Origin of the sequence: Salinisphaera sp. (assembly GCF_035690525.1) — a bacterium.
GTDB lineage: Bacteria > Pseudomonadota > Gammaproteobacteria > Nevskiales > Salinisphaeraceae > Salinisphaera.
The window spans coordinates 15011-41230 of record NZ_DASSKM010000136.1 but is presented as its reverse complement, the minus strand read 5'-3'; the positions used below and the strand labels follow the sequence as shown (position 1 = coordinate 41230).

19 protein-coding genes and 1 tRNA gene are annotated in these 26220 nt (G+C 65.0%); 11 read left to right on the top strand and 9 right to left on the bottom strand.

The features are described 5' to 3' along the window. From VFJ08_RS10575 to ada, 4 genes are all read left to right on the top strand, one after another. The coding region (locus VFJ08_RS10575; RefSeq protein ID WP_324997171.1) for a hypothetical protein at nucleotides 1-193 on the top strand (193 nt) is incomplete at its 5' end. Nucleotides 194-196: 3 nt separating this feature from the next. Continuing rightward, entirely contained in the window at nucleotides 197-1699 is a 1503-nt protein-coding gene (locus VFJ08_RS10570) for a YifB family Mg chelatase-like AAA ATPase (RefSeq protein WP_324997170.1), read from the top strand. Between the two features lie 74 nt (nucleotides 1700-1773). After that, nucleotides 1774-3780 carry a UvrD-helicase domain-containing protein gene (locus tag VFJ08_RS10565; RefSeq protein WP_324997169.1) on the top strand — a complete coding sequence of 669 codons (2007 nt, stop codon included), beginning with the start codon at nucleotides 1774-1776 and terminating at the stop codon, nucleotides 3778-3780. A 415-nt stretch (nucleotides 3781-4195) separates the two neighbouring features. Continuing rightward, on the top strand, nucleotides 4196-5248 hold the full coding sequence (gene ada, locus VFJ08_RS10560; RefSeq protein WP_324997168.1) for a bifunctional DNA-binding transcriptional regulator/O6-methylguanine-DNA methyltransferase Ada: 1053 nt from the start codon (nucleotides 4196-4198) through the stop codon (nucleotides 5246-5248). A gap of 53 nt (nucleotides 5249-5301) precedes the next feature. Here ada and VFJ08_RS10555 read toward each other — a convergent pair whose 3' ends face one another. The 7 genes from VFJ08_RS10555 to VFJ08_RS10525 all read right to left on the bottom strand — a co-directional run bounded on the left by VFJ08_RS10555 (nucleotide 5302) and on the right by VFJ08_RS10525 (nucleotide 16020). Beyond that, nucleotides 5302-5973, bottom strand: a complete 672-nt coding sequence (locus VFJ08_RS10555; protein ID WP_324997167.1) for an HAD family phosphatase — start codon at nucleotides 5971-5973, stop codon at nucleotides 5302-5304. A 101-nt stretch (nucleotides 5974-6074) separates the two neighbouring features. Beyond that, entirely contained in the window at nucleotides 6075-6506 is a 432-nt protein-coding gene (locus VFJ08_RS10550) for a hypothetical protein (RefSeq protein ID WP_324997166.1), read from the bottom strand. Nucleotides 6507-6675: 169 nt separating this feature from the next. Then, nucleotides 6676-8871: a 1,4-alpha-glucan branching protein GlgB gene (gene glgB, locus VFJ08_RS10545; RefSeq protein WP_324997165.1), complete on the bottom strand. Its 2196-nt coding sequence runs from the start codon at nucleotides 8869-8871 to the stop codon at nucleotides 6676-6678. Continuing rightward, nucleotides 8868-11387, bottom strand: coding sequence for a glycogen/starch/alpha-glucan phosphorylase (locus VFJ08_RS10540; RefSeq protein ID WP_324997164.1), 2520 nt, complete (start codon nucleotides 11385-11387; stop codon nucleotides 8868-8870). The genes glgB and VFJ08_RS10540 overlap by 4 nt, the downstream gene beginning before the upstream one ends. Continuing rightward, entirely contained in the window at nucleotides 11384-12844 is a 1461-nt protein-coding gene (gene glgA / locus VFJ08_RS10535) for a glycogen synthase GlgA (RefSeq protein ID WP_324997163.1), read from the bottom strand. Before glgA ends, VFJ08_RS10540 begins: the two co-directional genes overlap by 4 nt. A gap of 119 nt (nucleotides 12845-12963) precedes the next feature. Continuing rightward, nucleotides 12964-14241: a glucose-1-phosphate adenylyltransferase gene (gene glgC, locus VFJ08_RS10530; RefSeq protein WP_324997162.1), complete on the bottom strand. Its 1278-nt coding sequence runs from the start codon at nucleotides 14239-14241 to the stop codon at nucleotides 12964-12966. A 102-nt stretch (nucleotides 14242-14343) separates the two neighbouring features. After that, nucleotides 14344-16020: an alpha-glucosidase gene (locus VFJ08_RS10525; RefSeq protein WP_324997161.1), complete on the bottom strand. Its 1677-nt coding sequence runs from the start codon at nucleotides 16018-16020 to the stop codon at nucleotides 14344-14346. Between the two features lie 180 nt (nucleotides 16021-16200). Between VFJ08_RS10525 and glgX the strand changes: the two genes are divergently transcribed. The 3 genes from glgX to VFJ08_RS10510 all read left to right on the top strand — a co-directional run bounded on the left by glgX (nucleotide 16201) and on the right by VFJ08_RS10510 (nucleotide 20540). Then, nucleotides 16201-18276 carry a glycogen debranching protein GlgX gene (gene glgX / locus VFJ08_RS10520; protein ID WP_324997160.1) on the top strand — a complete coding sequence of 692 codons (2076 nt, stop codon included), beginning with the start codon at nucleotides 16201-16203 and terminating at the stop codon, nucleotides 18274-18276. A 525-nt stretch (nucleotides 18277-18801) separates the two neighbouring features. Further along, complete coding sequence (locus tag VFJ08_RS10515; RefSeq protein WP_324997159.1) at nucleotides 18802-19218, top strand: helix-turn-helix domain-containing protein; 417 nt, start codon at nucleotides 18802-18804, stop codon at nucleotides 19216-19218. A gap of 5 nt (nucleotides 19219-19223) precedes the next feature. After that, a complete protein-coding gene (locus VFJ08_RS10510; protein WP_324997158.1) occupies nucleotides 19224-20540 on the top strand; it encodes a type II toxin-antitoxin system HipA family toxin in 1317 nt (438 codons plus the stop codon). Here the strand turns inward: VFJ08_RS10510 and VFJ08_RS10505 are convergent. Next, nucleotides 20521-21741: a multidrug effflux MFS transporter gene (locus tag VFJ08_RS10505; RefSeq protein WP_324997157.1), complete on the bottom strand. Its 1221-nt coding sequence runs from the start codon at nucleotides 21739-21741 to the stop codon at nucleotides 20521-20523. The two genes, VFJ08_RS10510 and VFJ08_RS10505, sit on opposite strands and share 20 nt — an antisense overlap. A 342-nt stretch (nucleotides 21742-22083) precedes the next feature. On the opposite strand from VFJ08_RS10505, the gene VFJ08_RS10500 reads away from it, so the two are divergent. The 4 genes from VFJ08_RS10500 (at nucleotide 22084) to VFJ08_RS10485 (ending at nucleotide 25326) form a co-directional block, all read left to right on the top strand. Further along, nucleotides 22084-23658, top strand: coding sequence for an MFS transporter (locus tag VFJ08_RS10500; protein WP_324997156.1), 1575 nt, complete (start codon nucleotides 22084-22086; stop codon nucleotides 23656-23658). Nucleotides 23659-23869: 211 nt separating this feature from the next. Further along, a tRNA-Arg gene (locus tag VFJ08_RS10495) sits at nucleotides 23870-23946 on the top strand. Between the two features lie 166 nt (nucleotides 23947-24112). Continuing rightward, nucleotides 24113-24934 carry an MBL fold metallo-hydrolase gene (locus VFJ08_RS10490; protein ID WP_324997155.1) on the top strand — a complete coding sequence of 274 codons (822 nt, stop codon included), beginning with the start codon at nucleotides 24113-24115 and terminating at the stop codon, nucleotides 24932-24934. 74 nt (nucleotides 24935-25008) lie between these two features. Beyond that, nucleotides 25009-25326, top strand: a complete 318-nt coding sequence (locus tag VFJ08_RS10485; RefSeq protein WP_349256988.1) for a DUF1244 domain-containing protein — start codon at nucleotides 25009-25011, stop codon at nucleotides 25324-25326. 67 nt (nucleotides 25327-25393) lie between these two features. Here the strand turns inward: VFJ08_RS10485 and VFJ08_RS10480 are convergent, their stop codons facing one another. Then, complete coding sequence (locus tag VFJ08_RS10480; protein ID WP_324997153.1) at nucleotides 25394-26170, bottom strand: SDR family NAD(P)-dependent oxidoreductase; 777 nt, start codon at nucleotides 26168-26170, stop codon at nucleotides 25394-25396. Nucleotides 26171-26220: the final 50 nt, after the last annotated feature.

Genomic DNA, 26220 nt, shown 5'->3' with positions numbered 1-26220 from the left:
ATGGCGCGATTTTGGACTGCAACCCGAAGGGCCGGCGGCTATTTTTCCGCAATTCTGCGTTGCAGCTCGCTTATGTAGCTGGGCTACACCGCGCTCGCTGCGCCTTGCCTTGCGAAAAAATAGCCGTCGGCGCGGCGTCGTGAGGGCCATGAACAGGCTCTTGGCCGCCAATCGCGACGGCCTGGCCGCCTGATCCGTGGCGCTGGCCACCGTGTACAGCCGGGCGCAGACCGGCTTGATCGCGCCGCCGGTCGCGGTGGAGGTGGATCTGGCCGGCGGCCTGCCTCAGCTTGCGATCGTCGGGCTGCCGGAAACCGAGGTCAAGGAGTCCAAGGACCGCGTGCGCGCCGCGATCACCAACAGCGGCTACCAATTTCCCACGCGGCGGATCACGGTCAATCTCGCCCCAGCCGATCTGCCGAAGGAGGGCGGGCGCTTCGACCTCGCCATCGCGCTCGGCATCCTGGCGGCCTCCGGTCAAATTCCCGCCGACGCGTTGTCCGGCCACGAATTTCTGGGCGAGCTGTCATTGTCGGGCGCGCTACGCGGCGTACGCGGCGCGCTGCCGGCCACGCTCGCGGCCGCCGCTGCCGGGCGACGCCTCGTGCTGCCGGCCGACAACGGCGGCGAGGCCGCGCTGGCCGGTGACGATACGGCGCGAACCGCGAGCCATCTGGCCGATGTCGCCACCACTCTGGCCGGCGGCGAGACGCAGTGGCGGACGCCGAGCCCCGAGCCGGCCAAAAACGCCGCCGCCGTGCCCGACCTGGCCGAGGTGCGCGGCCAGCCGCAGGCCAAGCGCGCCCTGGAAATCGCGGCGGCCGGCGGCCATTCGCTGCTGATGATCGGCCCGCCGGGCGCGGGCAAGACCATGTTGGCCTCGCGTCTGGTCGGCCTGCTGCCGCCGTTGACGCGCGACGAGGCGCTGGAAGTCGCGGCGATCGCGTCGATCTCCGGCGGCGGCTTCGACCCGGCGCTGTGGGGCGCGCGCCCGTTCCGGGCGCCGCATCATACGGCTTCCGGCGTGGCCCTGGTCGGCGGCGGACCCACGCCGCGCCCCGGCGAGATCACGCGGGCGCATCGCGGCGTGCTGTTTCTCGACGAGTTGCCCGAGTTCGATCGCCGTGTGCTCGAAGTGCTGCGCGAGCCGCTTGAATCCGGCCATATCGTGATTTCGCGGGCCGCGCGTCAGGCCGAGTTTCCGGCGGCGTTCCAGTTCACGGCCGCGATGAACCCGTGTCCCTGCGGTTATCAGGGCGATGCATCGGGGCGCTGCCATTGCACGCCCGAGCGGATCGAGCGCTATCGCTCGCGAATATCCGGGCCGCTGCTCGATCGTATCGATATGCATCTCAATGTGGCGCCGATCACCAAAAAAGTGCTGATGGCACCCGAACCCGACGCGGAATGCTCGTCCGTGGTGCAAGCGCGCGTTATTGGTGCAAGGCGGCGCGCCGTCGAGCGCAGCGGCGGCGCCAACGCCGCGCTCGCGCCCGGCGAAGTCGACCGACACTGTACGCCCGGCACCGAGGCGGCGCGCCTGATCGAACGCGCGATCGACCGGCTTGGGCTGTCCGCGCGCGGCTATCACCGTATTCTGCGGGTGGCGCGCACCATCGCCGATCTGGCCGGCCACGGCCGGATCGAGGAGCCGGACATCGCCGAGGCCATCGGTTATCGCCAACTCGATCGCGGTTAGCCGCCCGGATTGCTGTTGACCTAGCAACGCACAGGCGCCACCCGCGCGGCATCGGCTGCTAAAATCGCGCGACCATGGCGCAACCCAAGCTCAACCCCCAGCAGGATGCCGCGATGCGGTATCTCGACGGCCCGTTGCTCGTTCTGGCCGGCGCCGGCTCGGGCAAGACCGGCGTGATCACGCGCAAGATCGCGCATCTGATCGCGCGCGGCTACGAGGCGCGCCGGGTGGTCGCGGTGACGTTCACCAACAAGGCCGCGCGCGAGATGAAACAGCGCGCGTCCAAGCTCATCTCGGCCGACGCGGCCCGCGGGCTCACGGTGAGCACGTTTCATAGCCTCGGCTTGCAGATAATCCGCGAGGAGCACGCGGTACTCGGCTACAAACCGCGGTTTTCGATCTTCGATGCCGAGGACACCGAAAAGGTGCTGGCCGATCTCGTGGGCCGCGACGCCGATCAGCGCAAAGCCACGAAAGCGGCCGTCAGCACATGGAAATCGGCGCTGATCGATCCCGAGGCCGCGCTGGCGCAGGCCACCGGCAACCAACTCCCGCTGGCGCGGGCGTACGGCGAGTACCAGCGCCGCCTGAAAGCTTATAACGCGGTCGATTTCGACGATCTGTTGACGCTGCCGGTACAGCTTCTATCGACCGACCACGGCGCGCGCGAGCGCTGGCAGAATCGCTTTCGCTATCTGCTGGTCGACGAGTATCAGGACACCAACGCCGCCCAGTACGAATTGATGCGCCTACTGGCCGGCGCGCGCGCCGCGTTCACCGTGGTCGGCGACGATGATCAGTCTATCTATGCCTGGCGCGGCGCCCGACCCGGCAACATCGCCGATCTGGCGCGCGATTTTCCGCATCTCAAGGTCATCAAGCTCGAACAGAATTATCGCTCGGTCGGCAATGTGCTGTCGGCGGCCAACCGGCTGATCGGCGCCTCGAGCCAGCGCGCCTATGAAAAGAATCTGTGGAGCGCGATGGGCCCGGGGGATCGCGTACGCGTGCTCGCCGGGCCCGACGAGGCCGGCGAGGCCGAACGCATCGCCAGCGAGATCGCTTCGCATAAACTGCGCGCCGGCAACGCCTTTGGTGCCTACGCCGTGCTTTATCGCGGCAATTTTCAGTCGCGCGCCTTCGAAAAAGCACTGCGCGAGCGCGATATCCCCTACCGCGTCTCCGGCGGGCGCTCATTTTTCGAGCGCAGCGAAATCCGGGATCTGGTGACCTATCTCAAATTGATGGTCAATCCCGATGACGATGCCGCTTTTTTGCGCATCGTCAACCTGCCGCGGCGCGAGATCGGCCCGGCCACGCTGGAGGCGCTGGGCCGCTATGCCGGTTCGCGCCATATCAGCCTGTTCGACGCGGCCCGCGGCATCGGCCTGGCCGGCGGCGTGGGCGAGCGCTCGGGCCGGCGCCTGGCCGATTTCGTCGACTGGACGCGGAATCTGGCCTGGGACTCCGAGGGCATGACGCCGCGGGAATTGATCGACCGGTTGATCGTCGATATCGATTATCGCAACTGGCTGCGTGAGACCTCGGCCAACACCCGGGCGGCGCGCAAGCGCATCGAGAACCTGGATGAATTCATCGGCTGGCTGGACCGTCTGGGCAATGCCGAGAACGGCAAGCCGGTCACGCTGGACGATGTGGTCCGGCGCTTGTCGCTGATGGACTTCGCCAATCAGTCGGAAAAAGACGTCGAAAACCAAGTCCACCTGCTCACGCTGCACGCGGCCAAGGGCCTGGAGTTCGATCACGTGTTCCTGGCCGGTCTGGAGGAGGGCCTGCTGCCGCACCACGCCTGCCTCGAGGACGACAAGATCGAGGAAGAGCGGCGCCTGCTTTATGTCGGCATCACCCGTGCGCGCAAGAGCCTGGCGCTGACTTATGCCCGCAAGCGTCGGCGCGCCGGCGAACAAACCGACAGCCTGCCCAGCCGATTTTTCGACGAACTGCCGGCCGACGAACTCGAATGGCCGAGCGCGACCGGTACGCGCGGCAAGGCGGCCAACGCCGAACAAAGCCGCGACCGGGTCGCCGAGCTGCGGGCGATGCTGGGGGCCGGCGGCTGATTGCCCGCCCGGGCCCGCGCAAACCCGGCCGCGCTCTTCGAAACCGGAGCCTGGCTTGGAAAATCGAGGCTTCGGGGTCGGCTTTGTATCAGCTGATTCTCGATCGGTTTCGCGTAGGTCGGCTTAGGCCGCAGGCCGCAGGCCGTAAGCCGACAGCCGTGCCCGGCGTCACGACGAGGCGGAGCTCGCCGCCGTTTCAAGGCTCGGTGTTTCGTTCTGTCGGATTACGCCTTCGGCTAATCCGACCTACTGGTCGCGAGGGGCCTCACGGAGGCCGGACCGACAATCGTGCCCCGGCTCATGACGACGCGGCGTAGACTGATGCCACGAATTAAAGCGCAAGTTTCGGAGCGCGAAATTCGCGACGCCGCGATATCTTGTGAACTCGGAATTTGATTCGCCGAGATCGATCGTCATGTCCAAAGCCCCATTCGACCGGAGCCGCTGGCAGGCAGTCGTGAGCAACGACCCGGATGCCGACGGCGATTTTTTCTATGCGGTCAAAACGACGGGCGTCTATTGCCGGCCAAGCTGTGCTTCCAGGCGTCCGCGGCCCGAGAATATGGTGTTCTTCGATACTGGCGCACAGGCGGAGCTCGCCGGCTATCGGGCGTGCAAGCGATGTGCCCCGGGCCGTGCCTCGCCCGCCGAACGAGATCGGGCCCGCGTTGCGCGGGCATGCCGGATGATCGGGATGAGCGAGAAGCCGCCCCGGCTGGCCGACCTGGCGAGCCGGGCCGGTGTCAGCCCGTACCATTTTCATCGCCTGTTTAAACGCATGACCGGATTGACCCCGCATCAATACGCGAGCGCCGAGCGGGACAACAAGGTTCGGGCACGGCTGGCTGAAGGCGGGCGTATGACCGACGCCCTGTTCGATGCCGGCTTTAATTCGAGCGGTCATTTCTACGCCGGCGCCCGGGACACGCTGGGCATGACGCCCAAATCGTTCCGCGATCGCGGCGCCGGCTGTTCCATACGCTTTGCCATCGGCGAGGCCAGGCTTGGCGCTATCCTGGTGGCCGGTACCGAGCGCGGTATTTGTGCGATCAGTCTGGGTGACGATCCGAAGCGCCTGGTCGGCGAACTCCAGGATCGGTTTGCCAACGCCGAGCTGCTCGGCGGCGACCGGGTGTTCGAGCGCTACGTCGCGCGCGTCGTCGGTTTCGTGCAGGCGCCCGGCACGGGTCTCGATCTGCCGCTGGATATTCGGGGCACGGTTTTCCAGCAGCGTGTCTGGCAGGCGCTCCGGCAGATACCTTGCGGTGAAACCGCCACTTACGCCGATATTGCGGCGCGCATCGGCTCGCCCAAAGCGGCACGGGCGGTAGCCGGCGCGTGCGCAGCCAACACGCTCGCGCTGGCCATCCCCTGTCACCGCGTCGTGCGCACCGACGGCGACTTATCCGGCTACCGATGGGGCGTGGAACGAAAGCGGACGTTACTCCGGAACGAGAAAAAGCGCTGAAAGCAGCCTGGCGTCCCAAGAGCGGCAGACTCCACACCAAAGTGCTTGTTATTTCAGGGACAGCGCTCGAGCGTACCGAGGTCATCCAATACGTCGTACAACACCGGGTCGGCGAAGTCGCCGACGACGAGCGCGGCTCCGGCGTCGCGTAGCTCGGCCGGATGGTGCGTGGTGACCAGCCCGATTACGGTTAGTCCGGCATCCACGCCGGCGGTAACGCCTCGCGGCGAGTCCTCGAAAGCGACACCGTGTTCCGGATTAACGTTTAACTTTTCCAGTGTGAGCCGATAAAGCTCGGGATCGGGTTTGAGCGCGCTGGCTTCGTCGGCAAACGTCATGGTTTCGAATGCGTCGGTTAGCCCGAGCGGTGCCAGCGAGGCGCGCGCATCGGCTTCGGGCGCGTTGGTTACGAGCGCCATGCGCCATCCCAGCTCGCCCCCAGCGACCATGAACCGGGTCAGCCCGGGAAGCGGTGCGGCGCGCCGCGTTCGCTCGCGATAGCTGTTGGCCTCGATTTCGCACAGGTGACGGCGCGCGTCGGCATCCAGATCGGGTAGCAGGCGGGCGACCACGTCGTCTTTGTCGCGACCGCGCACGTTGTCTTTATAAAACCGGAAATCGACATCGATGCCGTGGGGCCTGAGCACTTCCAGCCAAGTCGCGCGTGCAAGCCCGTGGGTGTCGCTCAGCGTGCCGTCGAGGTCGAAAAAGAGAACAGGACGCATGGATGATTTCTCGCGGTCGTATGGATTGAAAAAAGCGCGAGACGGGCCGGGCCGCCTCGCGCTTTGGTAACCGGGCGCGTTATAAGCGCCGGCGTAGGGCTTTAGACGTCGAACCAACCGGCGTCGCCGGCATCGTCCCAGTCGTTCTGGTCCCAGTAGCCGTCGTCGTTGGCGTCGTAGGCATCGAATACGCCGTCATAGAACTCGCCGGAATCCAGATAGCCATTGGAATCGGCATCCCAGGCGTTGTAGTCCCAGTCGTAGCCGAGGTCGTTGAACTCGTTTTCCTCGACCAGCCCGTCGTCATTGGTGTCCCAATCGCTATAGGTGCCGATATCGGCGGCCGAGCTATAGAACTCGTCCGTGCTGATCTTGTTGTCGTCGTTGGCGTCAAAACTGTCGAAATTGGCGGCGACGTTCGAGTTCGAGTTCGAGCCCGAGTTGTCGGTGTTGCTCGAGTTCGAGTCCGTGCCGGCGAATGCGGTGGTGCTGCCGAGCGCGATGGCGAGGCCGAGAATCAATTCTTTACGCATGGTCTTCTCCTGTTAGGGGGGGCGACGTGTATTCGTCGTCGTCGGGCGTGTTTCGCCCTGTTGCAGGGCCAACATGCGTGGCTTTTCTTATTTGGATCTTAATGAGACGGCTATCCGCGGCGATCGTGTTCGAAAACAGGTAGTGCTTTCCCTACCCGCCGGGCGCCGGTCAGACCGGCTGGAGAATCAGCGCGGCCAGCGGCGGCAGGGTCAGGGCGATCGATTGTTCGAAGCCGTGGGCGGCTTGTTCGATTGTCGCGATCGGGGCCTCGTTGGCCACGCCGCTGCCGCCGAAGCGTTGGGCGTCGGTGTTGAGCGTTTCCCGGTAGCCGGCGGCGGCCGGCACGCCGATGCGGTAGCCGTGGCGGACCACCGGCGTGAAGTTGAATACGCAGACCGCGACATCGTCCGCCGCGCGCGTTTGCCGGACGAAGGCGAATACGCTTTGGGCATGATCGCTGTGGTCGATCCAGCGAAAGCCGTCATGCGCGCAGTCGGCGCCGTGCAGAGCCGGGGTATCGCGGTAGCAGGCGTTGAGTTCGGCCACCAGCGCACGCACGGCGCCGTGCGGCGGCGTTTCGGCGGCCGCCCAGTCCAGACCGCGGGTGTGATTCCATTCGTCCGGCTGGGCGAATTCGTCGCCCATGAACAGCAGTTTCTTGCCGGGGTGGGTGAACATGAAGCCGTAATAGGCGCGCAGGTTGGCGAAGCGCTGCCAGTCGTCGCCGGGCATGCGGGCCAGGATCGAGCCCTTGCCGTGGACCACTTCGTCGTGCGACAGCGGCAGAATGAAGTTTTCGTCGAAGGCATAGACCAGGCTGAAGGTGATCTCGTTCTGGTGATGGCCGCGGTGCGCCGGGTCGCGCCGCATGTATTCCAGCGAATCGTTCATCCAGCCGAGATTCCACTTGTAGTGGAAACCCAGGCCGCCGTCGTGCGGCGGGCGGGTGACGCCCGGCCAGGCCGTGGATTCCTCGGCGATCATGATCGCGCCCGGGCGCTCGGTGCCGACTATATGATTGAGCTCGCGCAGGAAAGAGATGGCTTCCAGATTCTCGTTGCCGCCGTGGATGTTGGGCACCCAGTCGTCGGCCTCGCGGCTGTAGTCGAGATACAGCATGGAGGCGACCGCATCCACCCGTAGACCGTCGACGCCGAACCGTTCCAGCCAATATAAGGCATTACCGATTAGATAGTTGCAGACTTCGTTGCGGCCGTAATTGAAGATCAGCGTATTCCAGTCGCGGTGGAAGCCCTGGCGCGGATCGGCGTGTTCGTACAGATGCGTACCGTCGAAGCGGGCCAGGCCGTGGGCGTCGGCCGGGAAGTGGGCGGGCACCCAGTCCAGGATTACGCCCAGGCCGGCGTCGTGGCAGGCCTCGATCAGGGCGCGGAAGTCCGCCGGCGTGCCGAAGCGGCTAGTCGGCGCATACAGGCCGACCGGTTGATAGCCCCAGGAACCGTCGAACGGGTACTCGGAGACCGGCAGCAGTTCGACGTGGGTGAATCCCAGGTCGCGGACATAGGGCACGAGCCGCTCGGCGATCTCGGCATAGGTGAGATATTGGTCCGCGCCCTGATTGGAGCGCGCCCAGGAGCCGAGATGTACCTCGTAGACCGTGATCGGCGCCTCGCGCGCGTTGGCCGCTCGGCGGTCGGCGGACAGTGGCGGCGCTGGCGGCGGCAGTTCGGCGACCACCGATGCCCGCGCCGGGCGCAGTTCGGCGGCAAAACCGTAGGGATCGGCCTTGAGCGGCAGCAGTTCGCCGCCCGCCCCGACGATTTCGTACTGATACAGCGCTCCGATGGCGACGCCCGGCACGAACAGTTCCCAGACGCCGGCGCCGTGGCGCAAACGCATCGGATGCCGGCGGCCGTCCCAGTGGTTGAAGTCGCCGACCACGCTGACCCGGCGCGCGCCCGGCGCCCACACCGCGAAGCGCACCCCGGCCACAGCGTCGATCGCGGTCGGATGCGCGCCCAGACATTCGAACGGCCGGTGGTGGGTGCCCTCGGCCAGCAGCCACAGATCGTAATCGCCGATGATCGGCGCGAATCGATACGGGTCGTCGATATCGACGGTATGGCCGCCCCAGGTTACGCGCAGCCGGTAGCGTGGATTCGCGCCGGCATCGGCCAGTACGCCCTCGAACAGGCCGTCGTCGTGAATCCGCGCCAGCTCGGCCAGCGTGGCCCCGGTTTCGGGGTCGACGGCGGCGACGTGCTCGGCTTCCGGCAGCAGGGCCCGCAGGATCGTTTCGCCGGCGCGATAGGATTGCGGGCCCAGCACCGAAAACGGGTCGCCGTGGCGCGCGGCGACCAGCGCGCGGATATGTTCGCGGTTCAGCGTCGGTTTTGTGGTCATAGCGCGGCTCTGGTCCGTTTTTCGGTCCGTTTTTCGGTCCGTTTCTCGGCCGGCTGGCCGTCGCGCACCGGCGCGATACGCCAGATTTCGTCGGCGTATTGGGCGGCCATGCGGTCGCTGGAAAAATCGCCCATGCCGGCGACGTTGATCACCGCGCTGGCCAGCCACGCCGGGCGGTCGCGGTAATGCGCATCGATGCTGTCCTGGGCGTCCAGATAGGCGCGGTAATCGGCCAGCAGCTTGTAGTGGTCGCCGTGTGCGACCAGCGCTTCGACCAGCGGCGCAAAGCGCTCCGGTTCATCCGGGGAAAAGAATCCGGAAGCGATCCGGTGCAGCGCGTCGGCCAGCTCGGGGTCGGCGTCGACCCGGGCCCGTGGGTCGTCCTCACCCGCGCGCAGCGCCGCGATCCGGCCCGCATCGTGGCCGAAGATGAAGATATGGTCTTGGCCGACGCGCTCGCGGATTTCGATATTCGCGCCGTCCTCGGTGCCCAGCGTCAGCGCGCCGTTCATCGCCAGCTTCATGTTGCCGGTGCCCGAGGCTTCCGTGCCGGCGGTCGAAATCTGCTCGGAGAGATCGGCGGCGGGCACGATCAATTCGGCTTCGCGCACGCCGTAATCGGGGATGAACACCACCTTGAGCCGCCCGGCGACGCGGGGATCGCCGTTGACGATCGCGGCCACGTCGTGGATGAGCTTGATGATGCGCTTGGCGGCATCGTAGGACGAGGCGGCCTTGCCGGCGAAGATCACCGTGCGGGGCACCCAGTCGGCCTCCGGATCGGCCACCATGTGCGCATAGCGCGTGATCACGCCGAGCACGTTGAGCAGTTGGCGCTTGTATTCATGGATGCGCTTGATCTGGACATCGAACAGCGAATCCGGGTCGACGGTGATCCCGGTCCGATCGGCGATATGCGCCGCCAGCCGCGCCTTGTTGGCGCGTTTGACGGCGGCGAATTCACGCCGGAAACCGGCATCATCGGCCAGCGGCGCCAGGTCGGCCAGCCGGCCCAGATCGTCGCGCCAGGCGCGCCCGATGCGCGCATCCAGCAGTTCGGCCAGCCCCGGATTGGCCTGGGCGAGCCAGCGCCGCGGCGTCACGCCGTTGGTCACATACGTGAAGCGCTCGGGAAACAGGCGCGCGAAATCGGCGAACACGTGTTCGGCCAGCAGCCGTCCGTGCAGCGCCGACACGCCGTTGACGCGGTGGCTGGCCACCACCGCCAGATGCGCCATACGGACCCGGCGCCCGCCGGCCTCGTCGATCAGCGACACGCGGCGCGCGAGGTCGGCGTCATCCGGCTGTTGCGCGCGCACCCAATCGAGAAACCGCGCGTTGATTTCGAGGATGATCTCCAGGTGCCGCGGCAGCAAAGCGCCGAGCAGCGCCACCGGCCAGCTTTCCAGCGCTTCCGGCATCAGCGTGTGATTGGTATAGGAGAACACGCCGGTGGAGAGTGCCCAGGCGCGGTCCCAGTCGAGTTCGTGCTCGTCCACCAGCAGGCGCATCAGCTCGGCGACCGCGATCGCCGGGTGGGTGTCGTTGAGGTGGATGGCGACGGCGTCGGCCAGCCCGGTCAAGTCGCCGTCCGCGGTTTCCAGGTGGCGCCGCAGGATGTCCTGTAGCGAGGCGCTGACGAAGAAATATTCCTGGCGCAGCCGCAGTTCGCGGCCGGCATCGTTGCTGTCGTCCGGATACAGGATACGGCCGATGTCCTCGGCGCGGTCGGCCGACTCGAGCGCGCGCCGGTGTTCGCCGCGGTTGAACGCCGCCAGGTCGAAGGGCTCGGCCGGCCGGGGCGACCATAAGCGCAGCGTGAGCACGGTGTCCGTGGCGTGCCCCGGCACCGGATGGTCGCAGGCGATCGCCGTCACGCGCTCGGCCGCGATCCAGCGCGGGCCGTGGCCGTGGTCTTCGATCCGGCCGCCGAAGCTGATTGAATAAGCGATCTCCGGCCGGAAAAACTCCCACGGGCAGCCGTTCTCTGCCCAATCTTCGGGTGTTTCGATCTGCCAGCCGTCGCGGATGCGCTGGGCGAACATGCCGTAGCGGTAGCGGATGCCGTAGGCGATGGCCGGCAGGTCGTGCGTGGCCAGCGAGTCCATCAGGCAGGCCGCCAGCCGGCCCAGTCCGCCGTTGCCGAGCGCCGGGGCGTGTTCGTGCTCGGCCAGGGTGTCGATATCCAGGCCCAGGTCTTCGCAGGCGCGCGCCCAGGCATCGTAATCGCCGGCGGCCAGCATCGCGTTGGCGAGGATGCGGCCCGGCAAGAACTCAAGCGACAGGTAACAGGCGCGCTTGACGCCGGCCTGGGCGTGGCGCCGCTCGGTATCGATCCAGCGCCCGGCAAGTCCGTCGCGCACGGCGCTCGACAGCGCCCGGGTCCAGGCGCCGCCGGTCGCGCTCTCGGGCGGCGTGGCGGTCTCCTGCGCCAGCTTGTCGATCAGCGTGTGCGGCGCCGGCTCGTGGCCGCGCGCGTCGCCGGCGGAGTCGGGCATGTTCGGTTGGTCGCTCACGATGTAGTCCTTGAATCCGCGGCCGGCGCCAATGCCGCGTAGAGCGCGGCGTAGCGCGCCGCCGAGCGGTCCCAGCCGAAATCCGCGGCCATGGCGTTGCCGCGGATTTTGTCCCAGTCCCGGACGCGGCGGTAGGTCGCCATCGCGCGTTCCACGGTCTGGATGGTCGCTTGTGCGGAAAGCTGGGGCACCACGAAGCCGGTGGCGCTGCCGTCGGCCAGCGTTCGGCGGTTGCTGTCGATTACGGTATCGGCCAGCCCGCCGACCGGCGTGACCACCGGCAGCGTGCCGTAGCGCAAGCCGTAGAGCTGGGTTAGACCGCAGGGCTCGTAGCGCGAAGGGACGGCAATCAAATCGGCGGCCCCGATCAGACGGTGCGACAGCGCCTCGTCGTAGCCGAGCGTGACCGAGACCCGGGCCGGGTAGGCTTCGGCCTCGCGCCGCAGGGCGGCTTCCAGCGCACCGTCGCCGCTGCCCAGCAGCGCGAATTGGCCGCCGGCCGCGACGATCGCGGGCAGGGCGGCCGCGATCAAATCCAGACCTTTTTGCTCGGTCAGCCGACTGACCAAGCAGAACAGCGGCGCCGTTGGTTCGATCGCCAGGCCCAGTTCGGCCTGTAGCGCGGCCTTGTTGTCGACCTTGGGCGCCGGATCGGCCGCGGTATAGGCAAACGGCAGATGCGCGTCGGCGGCCGGATTCCAGACCTCGGTGTCCACGCCGTTGACGATGCCATCGAGATCGTCCGCGCGCCCCGAAAGCAGCCCTTCCAAGCCCATGCCGGCCGGCGCGGACTGAATCTCGCGGGCATAGGTGGGGCTGACCGTGGTCAGCCGGTCGGCGAAATACAGCCCGGCCTTCATGAAACTGGCCTGGCCGTGAAACTCGATGCCGTCGATATCGAAGAACCGCCCCGGCAGGCCGAGTTCGGGCGCCTGGTCCGCCGGCACCAGCCCTTGAAAAGCTAGATTATGAATCGTGAATACGCTGGCCGGACGTGGCCCGCCGAAGGTGGCCAGCCAAGCCGGCGCCAGGCCCGCGTGCCAGTCGTGGGCGTGCAGTACGTCGGCCCGCCAGCGGCCGTCGAAAAAGTGCGCCGCGGCCCAACCGAGCAGCGCGAAGCGGCGATGATTGTCGGCATAGTCGCGGCCGCGCTCGTCGACGTACGGATTGCCGGGACGGTCGTACAGCACCGGCGCGTCGAGTACATAGGCCGGCGCCGGGCAGCCGGGCAGACGGCCGGCCAGCACCCGAACCTTGGGGGCGCCGAACGCCGCGCCCAGTTCGGCCGCGGTCCGCGCTTGTTGCAGGCTGTCGACGATCGCCGGCAGGCCGGGCAAAAACAGCCGGACGTCGACGCCGGCGCGCGCGAGCGCGGGTGGCAGCGACGCGGTGACATCGGCCAACCCGCCGGTCTTGACCCAGGGATAGATTTCGCTGGCGACGTAGAGAACCCGCATCTGGGGTTAGTGTTCTGTAACGTAAGTTATTAACATAACTATAGTGATTTTTTGTGCCGGGCGAGGCGCCGTAGCGCCGCATGGCGCGAAAAAGCGCCGAAATCGTACTGCATAGCGCGTTACGGAACGCTAAACCTGCCCTCGGCCTCGCACAGCGCGGCCAGCATCGGGCGGGTGATCAGGGTGACGCCCGCGGCCGTACGTTCGAAGCGGGCGCTATCCTCGGCCTCGTCCTCGCCCACGATCAGGCCCGGCGGAATACGACAGCCGCGGTCGACCACGACGCGCTTCAGGCGCGCGCCCTTGCCGATGTGCACGCCCGGCAGGAGCACCGCTTCATTGAGCTTGCTGTCGGTATCGACCACGACCTCGGAGAACAGCACCGAGCTGCGCAGGGTCGAGCCGGTGACGATGCAGCCGCCGGCGAACGTCGAGTGGGTGATGGATTCGTTGAGCACGAACTTGGCCGAGGGCAGTTGTTGCTGATAGGTCCAGATCGGCCAACTGCGGTCGTAGAGATTGAGCGCCGGCGTGATTTCGGTGAGATCCAGATTGGCGGCCCAATAGGCGTCGATGGTGCCGACGTCGCGCCAGTATGATTCCTGCTCCGCGCCCTGACCGACGCAGGAACGGGAAAACGGATGCGCGTGGGCTTCGCCGTCGGCCACCGCGCGCGGGATCACGTTCTTGCCGAAATCGTGCTCCGAGGCCGGATCGGCGATATCGCGCGCCAGTTCCTCGTACAGAAACTCGGCGTTGAATACGTAAATGCCCATGCTGGCCAGCGCCCGGTCGGGCTTGCCCGGCATCGACGGCGGCTCGGCCGGTTTTTCCACGAAATCGGTGATGCGATAATCGCCGTCCACCGCCATCACGCCGAACCCGGTCGCGTCGGCCAGCGGCGCCTCGATACAGCCGACCGTGCATTCGGCGCCCGACTCCGCGTGATCGGCCAACAGCCGCGAATAGTCCATTTTGTAGATATGGTCGCCGGCCAGCACGACAATGTACTTGGCGCGATGGCCGCGCAGAATATCCAGGTTCTGATATACCGCGTCCGCGGTGCCGCGATACCAGGAGGATTCGTCGACGCGCTGCTGGGCCGGCAGCAGGTCCACGAATTCGTTGATCTCGGCGCGCAGGAAATTCCAGCCGTGTTGCAGGTGCCGAAGCAGGCTGTGCGACTTGTACTGGGTGACCACGCCGATGCGCCGGATACCCGAATTCAGGCAGTTCGACAGCGCGAAATCGATGATCCGGTATTTGCCGCCGAAGTATACCGCCGGCTTGGCGCGCCGGTCGGTGAGCTGCTTGAGCCGGCTGCCGCGGCCGCCGGCAAGCACCAGCGCCATCGATTGGCGGGTCAGTTGTTGGGACAGGTTCGGATCGTGTTCCATGGCGTCGTCACTCTCGCTGACGCAATCGGCCGCGCCGCGATCGCGCCGCGCGATCGGAGCGGGTACCAAGTCTGATTCGATCCTAGCCTACGAAACCGCGATTCATGACATGGCAATAGGTCGTACCGGCCGGCGAGCCGGCTCAGCGCGGCCCGGCGGTGGCCCGGCGGTGGCGAAGAACCGAGCGAACGGCGGCAGGATCAGCGCGGTGTCGTCCTGGCGCGCGGCCTCCGCCTCGGCAACCGGCGTGAGCGGCGGCCAGCCGGCGGTGTCGATCCGGGCCTGCGCGCCGCTCAGGTTGATCGCGACCAGCAGGCGTTGCGCCTCGGTCTCGCGCCAGAAACACAGCACGTCGTCGCCGGTGGCCTCGAAGGCAATCGTGCCGTCGCGCAGCGCCGGCTGGGTCTGCCTCCAGGCCAGAAACCGGCGACAGAAGGCGAGCACGGACCGCGGGTCGGCGTCTTGCACGTTCACCGCGCGGCCCATATGCCGGGGGTCCACGGGCAGCCACGGCTCGGCGCCGGAAAAACCGGCGTGCGCGGCGTCGGCCCGCCACGGCATCGGCGTGCGCGCGCCGTCGCGGCCCTTGAACTCGGGCCAGAAGTTGATGCCGTAGGGGTCCTGCAGGCGCTCGTAGGGCACCTCGGCCTCGGGCAGGCCGAGTTCCTCGCCCTGATAGATGCAAATGCTGCCGCGCAGGCATAGCAGGGCGGCGAGCGTGGCTTTGATCCATTCCCGGTCCGGGTCGTCGCCGCCCCAGCGGGTGGCCACGCGCATGACATCGTGATTGCTCATCGCCCAGGCCGGCCAGCCGTCCTTGATCCGCGCTTCCAGGGCTTGGACCGTGTCGCGGATATAGGCCGCGCCGCCGTCGCCGGACAGCAGATCGAACGTGTAGGCCATATGCAGCTTGTCGCCGCCGCCGGTGTATTCGGCCATCACCGCCAGCGCGGTGTCGGCGCCGACTTCGCCGACCTCGCCCATCAGCGCGCGGTCGTCGTAGCCGTCGATCAGCGTCCGCAGGCGTTTCAGAAAGCCGATGTTTTCCGGCCGCGTCTTATCGTAGACGTGGCGCTGCATGGCGTAGGGGTTGGTGGCGTCATACGCGGCCGGGTCGTCGCTGGCCGGGTTGTTCCGAAGTTGTACGTCGTGAAAATAGAAGTTGACGGTGTCCAGCCGGAAGCCGTCGACGCCGCGTTCCAGCCAGAACGCGATATCGTCGAGAATCTGGGCGCTGACTTCGGGGTGGTGATAATTCAGGTCCGGCTGGCTGGCGAGAAAGTTGTGCAGATAGTACTGCCGGCGGCGCGAATCCCAGGCCCAGGCCGAGCCGCCGAACACCGACAGCCAGTTGTTGGGCGGCGAACCGTCGGGTTCGGGGTCGGCCCAGACGTACCAGTCGGCCTTCGGATTGACGCGGTCCGCGCGGCTTTCGGTGAACCAGGGGTGGGCGTCCGAGGTATGCGAGAGCACCTGATCGATGATCACCCTGAGCCCCAGCGCATGGGCGCGTTCGACCAGGCGGTCGAAGTCGTCCAGGCTGCCGAACAGCGGATCGACGTCGCGATAGTCGGAGACGTCGTAGCCGAAGTCGGCCATCGGCGAACGGAAAAACGGCGACAGCCAAACGGCGTCGACGCCGAGCGCGGCGATATAGTCGAGCTTGTCGGCCGCGCCGGCCAGATCGCCGACCCCGTCGCCGTTGGTGTCGAGAAAGCTGCGCGGATAGATCTGATAGATCACCGCGCCGCGCCACCAGTCTGTCTGCCGTGCGGCCATTTGCCCTCCGGCCGTGTCGGGCCGTGATTTGTCAAACGAATAGGACAAGTATACCGGCTGGCAGCGGTATGCCGTTCATGGCCGTCTATGGCTGTTCATGGCTATCCATGGCCTTTGACTTATAATGTGCGGCTTTATCCGTATTGGGCGAAAATGCGAACCCTGGAAGCCGCTGAACGCATGTCGGATGCCTCATTTACACTGGAAACCGGCCGGGCCTGGCCGCTCGGGGCCTATCCGATCGACGGCGGCGTCAACTTTGCGGTGTTTTCCGCGCATGCGAGCGGCGTCGAGTTGTGTTTGTTCGATCCCGACGATCACCGCGAGATCGCCCGCCTACCGCTGCCCGGACTCACCGATCAGGTCTGGCACGGTTGGCTGCCCGACGCCGGGGCGGGTCTGCTGTACGGCTATCGCGTACACGGCGCCTACGCGCCGGACCAGGGACATCGTTTCAACCCGCACAAGTTGTTGCTGGATCCTTACGCGCGCGACTACGCCGGCGCGTTCGAATGGCACGATACCCACTATGGCTACACCCTGGGTGCGGCCGGGGGTGCCGATACCTTCGATAGCCACGACAACGCCGCGTTCATGCCCAAGTGCCGGGTCGTGGACGAGTATTTCAATTGGGAGGATGACCGGCCGCCGTTGATCCCGCTCGCCGAAAGCGTGATCTACGAGATGCACGTCAAGGGTTTCACCGCGCGTCATCCCGACGTGCCCGAGCACCTGCGCGGCACCTACGCCGGGTTGGCCCAGCCGGCGGTCATCGATTATTTGGTGGATCTGGGCGTGACCGCGGTGGAATTGTTGCCGGTGCACGCGTTCCTGGACGAACCCAACCTAGCCGCCGAGGGCCGGCGCAACTACTGGGGCTACAATTCGATCGGCTTCTTCGCGCCGATGGCGCGCTATAGCCTCGACGACGGGCCGGCCGAATTCAAGGGCATGGTCAAGGCGCTGCACGCCGCGGGGATCGAAGTCATCCTCGATGTGGTTTACAACCATACCGCCGAGGGCGACGAATTCGGCCCGACGCTATCGTTTCGCGGTCTAGACAACGCCGCCTACTATCATCTGCAGCCCGACGATCCGCGTCATTATCTGAACCACAGCGGCTGCGGCAATACGCTCGACGCCTCGCAGCCGAACGTGCTGGCCCTGATCATGGATTCGCTGCGTTACTGGGTCGATGTCATGCACGTGGACGGCTTCCGCTTCGATCTGGCGACCTGTCTGGCGCGTACCGGCCAAGGCTTCGACGGCCGCGCCCCGTTTTTGGATGCGGTGCGCCAGGATCCGGTGCTGGCCCGCACCAAACTGATCGCCGAGCCCTGGGACGTGGGGCTCGGCGGCTATCAAGTCGGCGCTTTCCCGCCGGGCTGGAGCGAATGGAACGATCGCTTCCGCGACGATGTGCGCGCGTTCTGGCTGCACGACGATCCATCCGCCGCCGCGTTGGCTTCGCGGCTGGCCGGTTCCAGCGATCTGTTCGCGCACGACGGCCGGGCGCCGCAGGCGTCCGTCAATGCCGTGACCACGCACGACGGCTTTACGCTGCACGATATGGTCGCCTACGCCGACAAGCACAATGAAGCCAACGGCCACGACAACACCGACGGCAGCGACAACGAAATTAGCGTCAACCTTGGCGTCGAGGGCGAAACCGAAGACCCGGCGATCAACGCCGCGCGCCTGCGGGCCCGGTGCAATCTGCTGGCGACCACGCTGCTCTCGCTCGGCGTGCCGATGCTGCTGGCCGGCGACGAAATGGGGGACAGCCAGGGCGGCAACAACAACGCCTACAACCAGGACAACGAAACCACCTGGATCGACTGGGCGGCCGCGGACGCCACGCTTCTCGCCTTCGCCCGCCGGCTGATCGCCCTGCGGCGCGCATATCCTGGGCTGCGCCGCGTGGCCTGGCTGAAAGGCGAGCGTAACGGCAACGGGGAAAAGGACGTCACCTGGCTGAACCGCCACGGCCGGCCGAAACAACCCGAACAATGGGAAAATGCGAGCAATCGGTTCCTCGGCATGCTGCTCGCGCCCTATGAACAGGACGGCTCAGGGTGGCTGCTGCTGGTCAACGGCGAGGACGAGCGTATCGATTTCATCCTGCCGGACGGGCCGTGGCGGCGCGTTGTCGACACCGATGATCCCGCCTGCCTTGAGGACACGCACATCGACGCCCCGCAGTACGCGCTCCAGCCACGAAGCCTGGCCCTTTTGCGCCGTGACGCTGGCGATTGACGGCCGGCGAATAATGATCCTGCCGATCCTGCCGGGTGGATATTTCTCGCGAGTCGATGGACGGTGCGGCCTACACCAAGTATCTCTGCTCATCGTAATGCGCCGTAGTTCAGCTGGATAGAGTATCGGCCTCCGAAGCTGACGGATCACTAGCCTTAATCCGGGTTTAATTTAAATTAAACCAAATACTTGGAGTTGCTGAGCCGGGCGACGCGTTCGACGTCGCTCTTGTGGCTATGGCCGGATTGCCGCAAGCGATGCAGTCGCAGTCTCGGCCGCGAGGCACGCGGGAGACATGTGCGGTACGGCCGGCGCGATCGAGTGCCCAGCCGAGTTTGGTAGATGGCTGGCGTTTCTCGCCCCATGATCGATCAGCTACCTAAGTGTGTAGCGTCGTCATGGGTAAAAATATCAATGCAATGATAAAGGCGTTATATCAGTAAGCCGAATAAAATGACGCTAATATCGTTTAAGTGATATTGTTTATTTATCATTTAAGCGAATAAATGCTGAGGCTTTCCCAACATGAAAGTCACAACGCTGAAGCAGCTTGGGGCGCTCATTCGCGACCAGCGTCGCCAGCGCAACTGGACTCAACAGGAACTCGCAGACGCATCCGGGACGCTACAGTCCTGGCTGTCGGGCGTCGAGAAAGGCAAGGGTAACCCTGAATTCGGAAAGCTCATGGCCGTTCTGCGGGCGCTGGATGTGACGCTGGATTTTCAGCAGCAAGCAACTGCGTCTAAGCCCGTGCCCCATGTAAAAGAAGGCGCGCCCAGGCCGGCTCGTGTCAAAGCGGCGCGGTCTACGGCAAGTGGGCATTTCGTCTCGACCAAGAGATCTCCGGCTCCGGCGACATCGAAAACCACCTCCCGAGGAAGCGCGCAAGAACCTTCTGTCCAAGCGCTTCGGAAGCGTTTCCAGAAGGGCGGCAACAAGTAGTCGGCATGCAACAGACAGTCGACCTTTTCTTGAATGCAAATCCGGTCGGCGCTGTCACCCGGCTGAGCGGAGGACGGTTCGAATTCGAGTACGCGGCGCCATATCGCGCGGACGAGGCCCACCATCCGTTGTCGCTATCCATGCCGACGACGGCGGCTGTGCACCGTGATTCGCGCGGCGAGTCGATCGTGAGCAACTTCATGTGGGGCTTGCTACCGGATGATCGGGAGGTGCTTCGACGATACGCCACGCACTTCAATGTGCCAGAGAACGATCCGCTGGCCATACTCGAGGCGATTGGCGAGGATTGCCCGGGCGCCGTGAGTTTCGGAACGCCCGGCCGAGAGCGCGGTCTTGGGCCACTCGATGAGGCAGCGATGGCCGATGTCATCGACGGGCTGAAGCGTGGTCGTACACCTGAAATTTTCGGCCGTAACCCAGGCTATTTCTCGTTGGCCGGCGCTCAGCCGAAAACCGCCCTGGTCTACCGGGACGGGCATTGGTATATGCCTCTCGGCGACGAACCGAGCACGCATATCGTCAAGCCGGCGATGCGTGATCTCGAAGACCAGCCGCTCAACGAGCATTTCTGTCTGCAGCTCGCACGCGAAGCGGGTCTGGCGGCCCCCGAGAGTTGGGTCGAGCAAGTCGGTAACGAGCAGGCGATCGTGGTGGAACGATTCGACCGTATTACCGATGACGGCTTAGGCACGCTCCGCATCCATATCGAGGATATGTGTCAGGCGTTGGGGTACGCCCCGAGTCAGAAATACGAGGAGAATGGTGGCCCGGGCATCCGCGCGATCGGCGAGTTGCTTCGCGACAACGCTACAGAGCCGGCTGCGGATCTCGAGCAATTCATGCGGGCGGTGATGTTCAACGTGCTTGTTTGCGGCACCGACGCGCATGCGAAGAACTACTCGATCTGGCATGTGGCAGGGCCTCAAATGGCGTTGGCACCGCTCTACGACATCAATAGCGTCTATCCGTACTTCCTACGGCGCAACGAACGGAAGATGGCGATGGCCGTTCGGGGCAAGAAGATCCAGCACGGTATCCGGCCGGAGCACTTCGAGGCAGAGGGACGGGCTCTGGGACTGCCGGCAGAGCAGGTTAGGGCGTGGTTGACCGAAATGGGCGAGCAGCTACCAGAGCGGGCCCAGGTCATCCAGGATCAGATGCCTTATGAATCGCTAGTCATCGATCGGATCGTCGGCGAGATCACGTCCTACACGCGGCGTCTTCTCGGACAGTTGCGCCGATCGCGCGCGAACTATGGCAAGAGATTTACGCTACAAGATGCTAGCGACGAACGGTCGTGATTCCGCGCAGAAAGAAATAGCCCACGAATATGAGCGTGGCCAGCACCGACAGGCCTAGGAACACGATCGGCATGGAGTAGACGCTGCTAAAGCTGAGCACGCTCATGGCGATCGTGCCTATGGCGGCGGTGGTCATTTGGGTGAAGCCGAGCATGGAGGAGGCCGCCCCGGCGGTGCGCTTGAACGGCGCCATGGCGTTGGTCGTGCATACGGGCACGACCAGTCCGACGCCGATGAAACAAATGGCGGTTGGGGCCAGGTATTCCGCCAGATTGCCGTGTTTGCCCACGATTAGGGCGACCGCGAGCTGGGCGATCGAGCCGATGATCAGCACCGCCAATCCGGCCGAGATGATCCATATATCGCGCACCCGGTTGCTGACCAGCGCACACGCGCCCGCGCCGGTGACGAAGCCGATCAGGATGGCGACCGCCACGATGACCACCGCGCCGGTGCCGAGCTGGAGGACGCTGATTACAATATGCGGCGCGCCGAGCAACGCGGTATAGACCACGCCGATACAGCAGCCGGCGAGTATGGCGTAGAACATGAAATCGGGGGCGGCGAGCGGGCGCTTGTAGTTGCGCCACAAACGCGCCGGCTCCAGTGCGCGCCGGTTGCGATTGGGCTTGGTCTCCGGCAGATAACGCCAGACCAGCAGCCACAGCAGCAGCGACAAGGCGAGCAGTATCGCAAAATTGTAGTGCCAACTCGTGACATGCGTTACCAGACTGCCCACCACCGGCCCGATGGCCGGGGCCAGCGCGAATGCGGCCTGCAACTGGGCGTAGACGCGCTCGCGCTGCTCCGCCGGATAGGAATCGCGCACCATAGCCTTGGCGACCACCCCGCCGGCGCAGGCGCCGACGCCCTGGACCAGACGGCCCGCGATCAGCGGCCAGATCCAGAAGCTGAGCAGACAGATCAACGCGCCGAGCGAAAGAATGCCGGCGCCGATAATCATGATCGGCCGCCGGCCGTAACGGTCGGCTAGCGGCCCGTAGGCCAGCTCGCTGACACCGCTGCCGATCAGATACGACGTCATGGTGATCTGGACCAGGCCGTAGCTGGTGCCCAGGGAATGGGCGATGCTGGGCATCGCCGGCGTGTACTCGGTGTCGCCGAAAGGCCCCACCGCCATCATCAGCGCCAGCAAAGGCAGCGCAGGTTTGACGATATCGGTTCGTCTGCGATCACTCATGTATGTGGACTCGGCTCGACTACGCTCGCTCATGCTTTGGGATCCGGACCTTTTTGTAACATTACCGTCCGGATGTCGTATTCGGCCACCATGGGTTCTGCCACGCGCCGACGGTGAAAATGACCATACACCAAGACGCTGTCGGGCTAATAAGGACATATCCTCATACAGCCGCGGTCCCGGAGTTGTTACCGTCAATTTTCTAGGCGAAACAAGTACGACAATGGATGTTTGAGAGCGTATGAAACGCGAGCAAGCCTACGTGGGCGGCCGCTGGGCCGGCGCGAAAAACAACACTCTGGATGTGATCGACCCGGCCGCGCGTGCAGATCGGCTGCCGGCTTGGCATCAGGGGTGCCCGGCAACCGCGAAGCGCTCGCCCGCCTGATGTCCAGTCAGGGCTCATCTGCCTCGACACAGCACGTTAAGCAGCTATTTCGCGAGCGCGTGACGCAACCGCTGGCCGCGTTGATGAGCCAGGAGCGGATGCAGGTCATCGTGTTGCTCGCCTGTGTGCTGGCGCTCGACGGGGCGGACAAAAGCACGGTCGGCGCCGTCGCCACCCAGCTCGAGGCCGCCCTGAATATCGGCAATACCGCGGTCGGCTTGCTGGTCACGGCCTCGACCGGCATCGGCGCCATCGCGACCCTGCCGATGGGCTTGCTGGTGGATCGCTTCAACCGTAAACGCCTGCTGACCGCGGCCATCGTGATCTGGTCGCTGGCCATGATCGTGAGCGGGTTTTCCGGCTCCTATCTCATGCTACTTTTCACGCGATTGGCACTAGGCGCGATCGTGGCCACCGCCGCGCCCGCCGTCGCCTCGATGACGGGCGATTTCTTTCCGTCGTTCGAGCGCGGCCGGATCTGGGGCTATCTACTCGCCGGCGAACTGGTGGGTACCGCGTTTGGCTTCGTGGTCTCCGGCGCCATAGCCGGGCTGGTGAGTTGGCGCGGCGCGTTCTGGTTCCTGGGGTTGATCGGCTTTGTCCTGGCGGTCGTAGTCTGGCGGCGGCTGCCGGAGCCGGCCCGCGGCGGGCACGCGCGCTTGCCGCCTTACCGGATGGGCTCGCTTTCCCAGCATACTGGCGAAGATCCGCAAGAAGATCAGAAAGAGCAGATCGAAAAAGAGATCGAAGCCGAGTCTATCCCGGCCCATAAGCACAAAATTCTCCGCCGCAATCCGGCTCGTCTGTCTTTCTGGCAGTCGGTGGTGTACGTGCTGTCGATCCGTACCAACGTGCTCCTGATCATCGCTTCGGCGCTGGGTTATTTCTACTTCACCGGCGTGCGCACTTTCGGCGTCGTGTTCATGGCCGGTCGTTTCAGCCTACCTACAGCGACCGCGAGCCTGATCACCGTCGGACTGGGTTTGGGTTCGATTATCGGCGTATTTCTCACCGGCTGGCTGGCGGACCGGCTGATTGCCCGCGGGCAGATCACCGCCCGGGTCGTCATCGCCGGGCTGGCTTTCCTGCTGCTGGTCGTGTTTTTTCTACCCGCGCTGCTCACCACCTCGCTACTCATCACGGCCCCCTTGTTTTTCCTGGCGGCCCTGGCCCTGGGCGGCACCAACCCGCCGCTGGATGCCGCCCGGCTGGATATCATGCATTCGCGTCTGTGGGGGCGCGCCGAAAGCATCCGCACCTCGTTGCGCTATGTTTTCGAGGCCATCGCGCCGCTGGCTTTTGGCTATATCTCGGGGTTGTTCGGCGCCAGCGGCGGCGCCTACGGGCCGACAAAAAGCCATATTCAGCAAGGCGCGATCGGCCTCGATTACGCTTTCCTGATACTGCTCGTAATGCCCTTGGTCGCCGGCATTATCTTGATCGCCACCCGCCACTCTTATCCGCGCGATACCGCGACCGCGCTCGCCTCGGAGCACGCCACCCCGGACAGCGAGGACGATTCCTATTGACCCTCGATACCGGGAAGATTTTTCATCGTCCGGTCTTTGGGCTCGTACGGGTCGCGGCGCTTGGCTGTGAACGATAGGTCGGGCTGGCACATTGGGCCTCGCTAACCAGAGGCCGTCATGGCACAATAGCGCCACAGCCAGGATGCATTCTCGCGCATGATTTTACAGCGTCATGCACTTTAACTCATTGCTTTCTAGGCAAAACCGTCAAGCGCCCGTAGCTCAGCTGGATAGAGTGTCGGCCTCCGAAGCCGAAGGTCGCAGGTTCGAATCCTGCCGGGCGCACCAGACATGAAACCCGCCTTGGGCGGGTTTTTTAATGCCTGAAACAAAGTCCGTCCGGGCCAGACAGAATACTTCCAGAAACTCCCTAGCCGAAAGACTACGGATGGCCCGCGTCGCTCGAGCCTCTAAATTGGATGGATATGTCGAAACCGATATTCGGAGGCTCGAGATGCCGTTCAATCCGATGCATGACGAGCACTTGCCGGTAACGTCGCTGCATAGTGGCGATGGCCACGAAGTGCTTACGGATGTGTATTGCCTGCCGGTACAGATCGTGAATGTGTACTTCATCGGTACGCCCGATCGGCCCGACAACTGGGTTCTCGTCGACGCGGGCATGCCGGGGACCGAGAGCGAAATCATGGCGGCCGCCCATGCCCGCTTCGGGCCCAGTGCGCGTCCGCGCGCCATCGTGCTCACCCACGGCCATTTTGATCATGTGGGCGCGGTCGTGGAACTGGCCCGGCACTGGGATGTGCCGGTCTATGTCCATCCGCGCGAAATGCCGTTCGTGACCGGGCAGAGCGCCTATCCCGAACCGGATCCGTCGGTCGGTGGCGGCATGGTGGCGCGCCTGTCGCGGTGGTTTCCGAACAAGCCGGTGGATCTCGGCGACCACGTCCGGGAACTGCCCGAGGATGGCAGCGTCCCCGAGCTGCCGGATTGGGAATGGATCCATACGCCGGGCCATACCCGCGGGCATATCTCGCTATTCCGGCAGGTGGATCGGGCGATGGTCGTGGGCGACGCCTTCGTCACGGTGCAACAGGAATCGTTGTACAAGGTGTTCACGCAACAGCGTGAACTGAGTGGGCCGCCACGTTATTTCACCGAGGACTGGACCGCGGCCAAGGCATCGGTGCAGCGCCTGGCCGAGCGGGCGCCCTCGGTGGCGATGACGGGCCACGGCATGGCCATGGGCGGCCCCGAACTCCGCGAGGGGCTGCGCGACCTGATCGAACGCTTCGACGAACTCGCGACCCCCGATTGAAGGCGGCCATGCTTGGCTTGCCACGATTACAATCGTCTATACCGATTGTCATATAATGAGTGAACGAGGTTCTCGTGGACCAACAGACCCGTATCGAAGTCGAGGCCGCGGCGTTCCGCGATCTGCTCGCGCATTTGAACGAACGAACCGATGTGCAGAACATCGATCTGATGAATCTTGCCGGGTTCTGCCGTAACTGTCTGGCCAAGTGGTATCGCGCGGAAGCCGAGCGGCGTGGCGTGGCGATGGATTATGCGCAGGCACGCGAACGCGTCTACGGCATGCCGTACGACGATTGGAAGGCGCGTTACCAAGCCGAGGCCGGCGCGGAGCAGCAGGCGCTGTTCGAATCGACCCGTCCCCGTCACGCGGATACCAGCGGCGGACATTAACGGCTATCGCTCCCGTTTTTGGCTACCGTTTTTCGCTATCGTCAAGCCGATACGGCGTGGCGGCGATTTACCGGGTCGCCGGCGCAGGGCGGTCGAGGTCCGCATGAGCCGAGGGTTGGGTGCGTCGCGAATGCTGATTCGCGTGACACACGTGCCGAAGCAGCACGCGGGCGATGCGATCGGCCGGATCGTTTCGGTCGGTGCGGGCCTGAAAATAGCGCCCCAGGCCGAACGTCGACGGGCCGGTCGAAATGATCGAGGCCGGATCGATCAGGATGCTGTTGAGCGGCGTGCCCGCGGCGTCGAACTCGAGTTGCAACGCGCGGGTGAAGCTGATCAACGCCTGCTTGGACACGCTGTACATCCCTTGTATCGGTGCGTCTTGCGCGGAAATGACCGAGCCGATGTTCACGATCGTGCCGTTTTGGATGCCGGAGCGCGACAAGTATTCGCCGGCCACGAGAGAACCGTTGACGGCGCTCCAGAGGTTGCGTTCGAACAGTTCGCGATGTCGATCGGTGTCGATGTCTAATAACGGGCCGAAGGACGCCCAGCCCGGGTCGTTAACCCAGGTGTCGAAGCCTCCGAAATGCCGGTCGGCGAGTTCGGCGATGTGAGCGAAGTCTTGGGTGTTGTTATTGCGCAACTGCGCGGTGATCGCCTGTCCGCCCGTGTGCGTGATTTCGGCGGCCAGCGCATCGAGCCGGTACGCCGTTTCGTCGACCAGCACACAGCGCGCGCCCGCGAGCCCGGCGCGACGCGCCGTGGCCATGCCGATGCTGGAAGCCGCGCCGTTGATGACAAGGGTTTGCCGCGAGAGATCGTGTCGGGGCCAAATAGTCATGGATTCTTTCCTGGCTAAGCGGGTCGAGGACGGGCGATCGAGATGCCGCG

Bases quoted from the DNA above. Each gene is read 5' to 3' on its own strand.
- VFJ08_RS10480 (WP_324997153.1), bottom strand. From the start codon at position 26,170: ATGACTATTTGGCCCCGACACGATCTCTCGCGGCAAACCCTTGTCATC.
- VFJ08_RS10490 (WP_324997155.1), top strand. From the start codon at position 24,113: ATGCCGTTCAATCCGATGCATGACGAGCACTTGCCGGTAACGTCGCTG.
- glgX (WP_324997160.1), top strand. From the start codon at position 16,201: ATGTCGGATGCCTCATTTACACTGGAAACCGGCCGGGCCTGGCCGCTC.
- glgA (WP_324997163.1), bottom strand. From the start codon at position 12,844: ATGCGGGTTCTCTACGTCGCCAGCGAAATCTATCCCTGGGTCAAGACC.
- VFJ08_RS10525 (WP_324997161.1), bottom strand. From the start codon at position 16,020: ATGGCCGCACGGCAGACAGACTGGTGGCGCGGCGCGGTGATCTATCAG.
- ada (WP_324997168.1), top strand. From the start codon at position 4,196: ATGTCCAAAGCCCCATTCGACCGGAGCCGCTGGCAGGCAGTCGTGAGC.
- VFJ08_RS10515 (WP_324997159.1), top strand. From the start codon at position 18,802: ATGAAAGTCACAACGCTGAAGCAGCTTGGGGCGCTCATTCGCGACCAG.
- glgC (WP_324997162.1), bottom strand. From the start codon at position 14,241: ATGGAACACGATCCGAACCTGTCCCAACAACTGACCCGCCAATCGATG.
- VFJ08_RS10555 (WP_324997167.1), bottom strand. From the start codon at position 5,973: ATGCGTCCTGTTCTCTTTTTCGACCTCGACGGCACGCTGAGCGACACC.
- VFJ08_RS10550 (WP_324997166.1), bottom strand. From the start codon at position 6,506: ATGCGTAAAGAATTGATTCTCGGCCTCGCCATCGCGCTCGGCAGCACC.
- VFJ08_RS10505 (WP_324997157.1), bottom strand. From the start codon at position 21,741: ATGAGTGATCGCAGACGAACCGATATCGTCAAACCTGCGCTGCCTTTG.
- glgB (WP_324997165.1), bottom strand. From the start codon at position 8,871: ATGACCACAAAACCGACGCTGAACCGCGAACATATCCGCGCGCTGGTC.
- VFJ08_RS10510 (WP_324997158.1), top strand. From the start codon at position 19,224: ATGCAACAGACAGTCGACCTTTTCTTGAATGCAAATCCGGTCGGCGCT.
- VFJ08_RS10565 (WP_324997169.1), top strand. From the start codon at position 1,774: ATGGCGCAACCCAAGCTCAACCCCCAGCAGGATGCCGCGATGCGGTAT.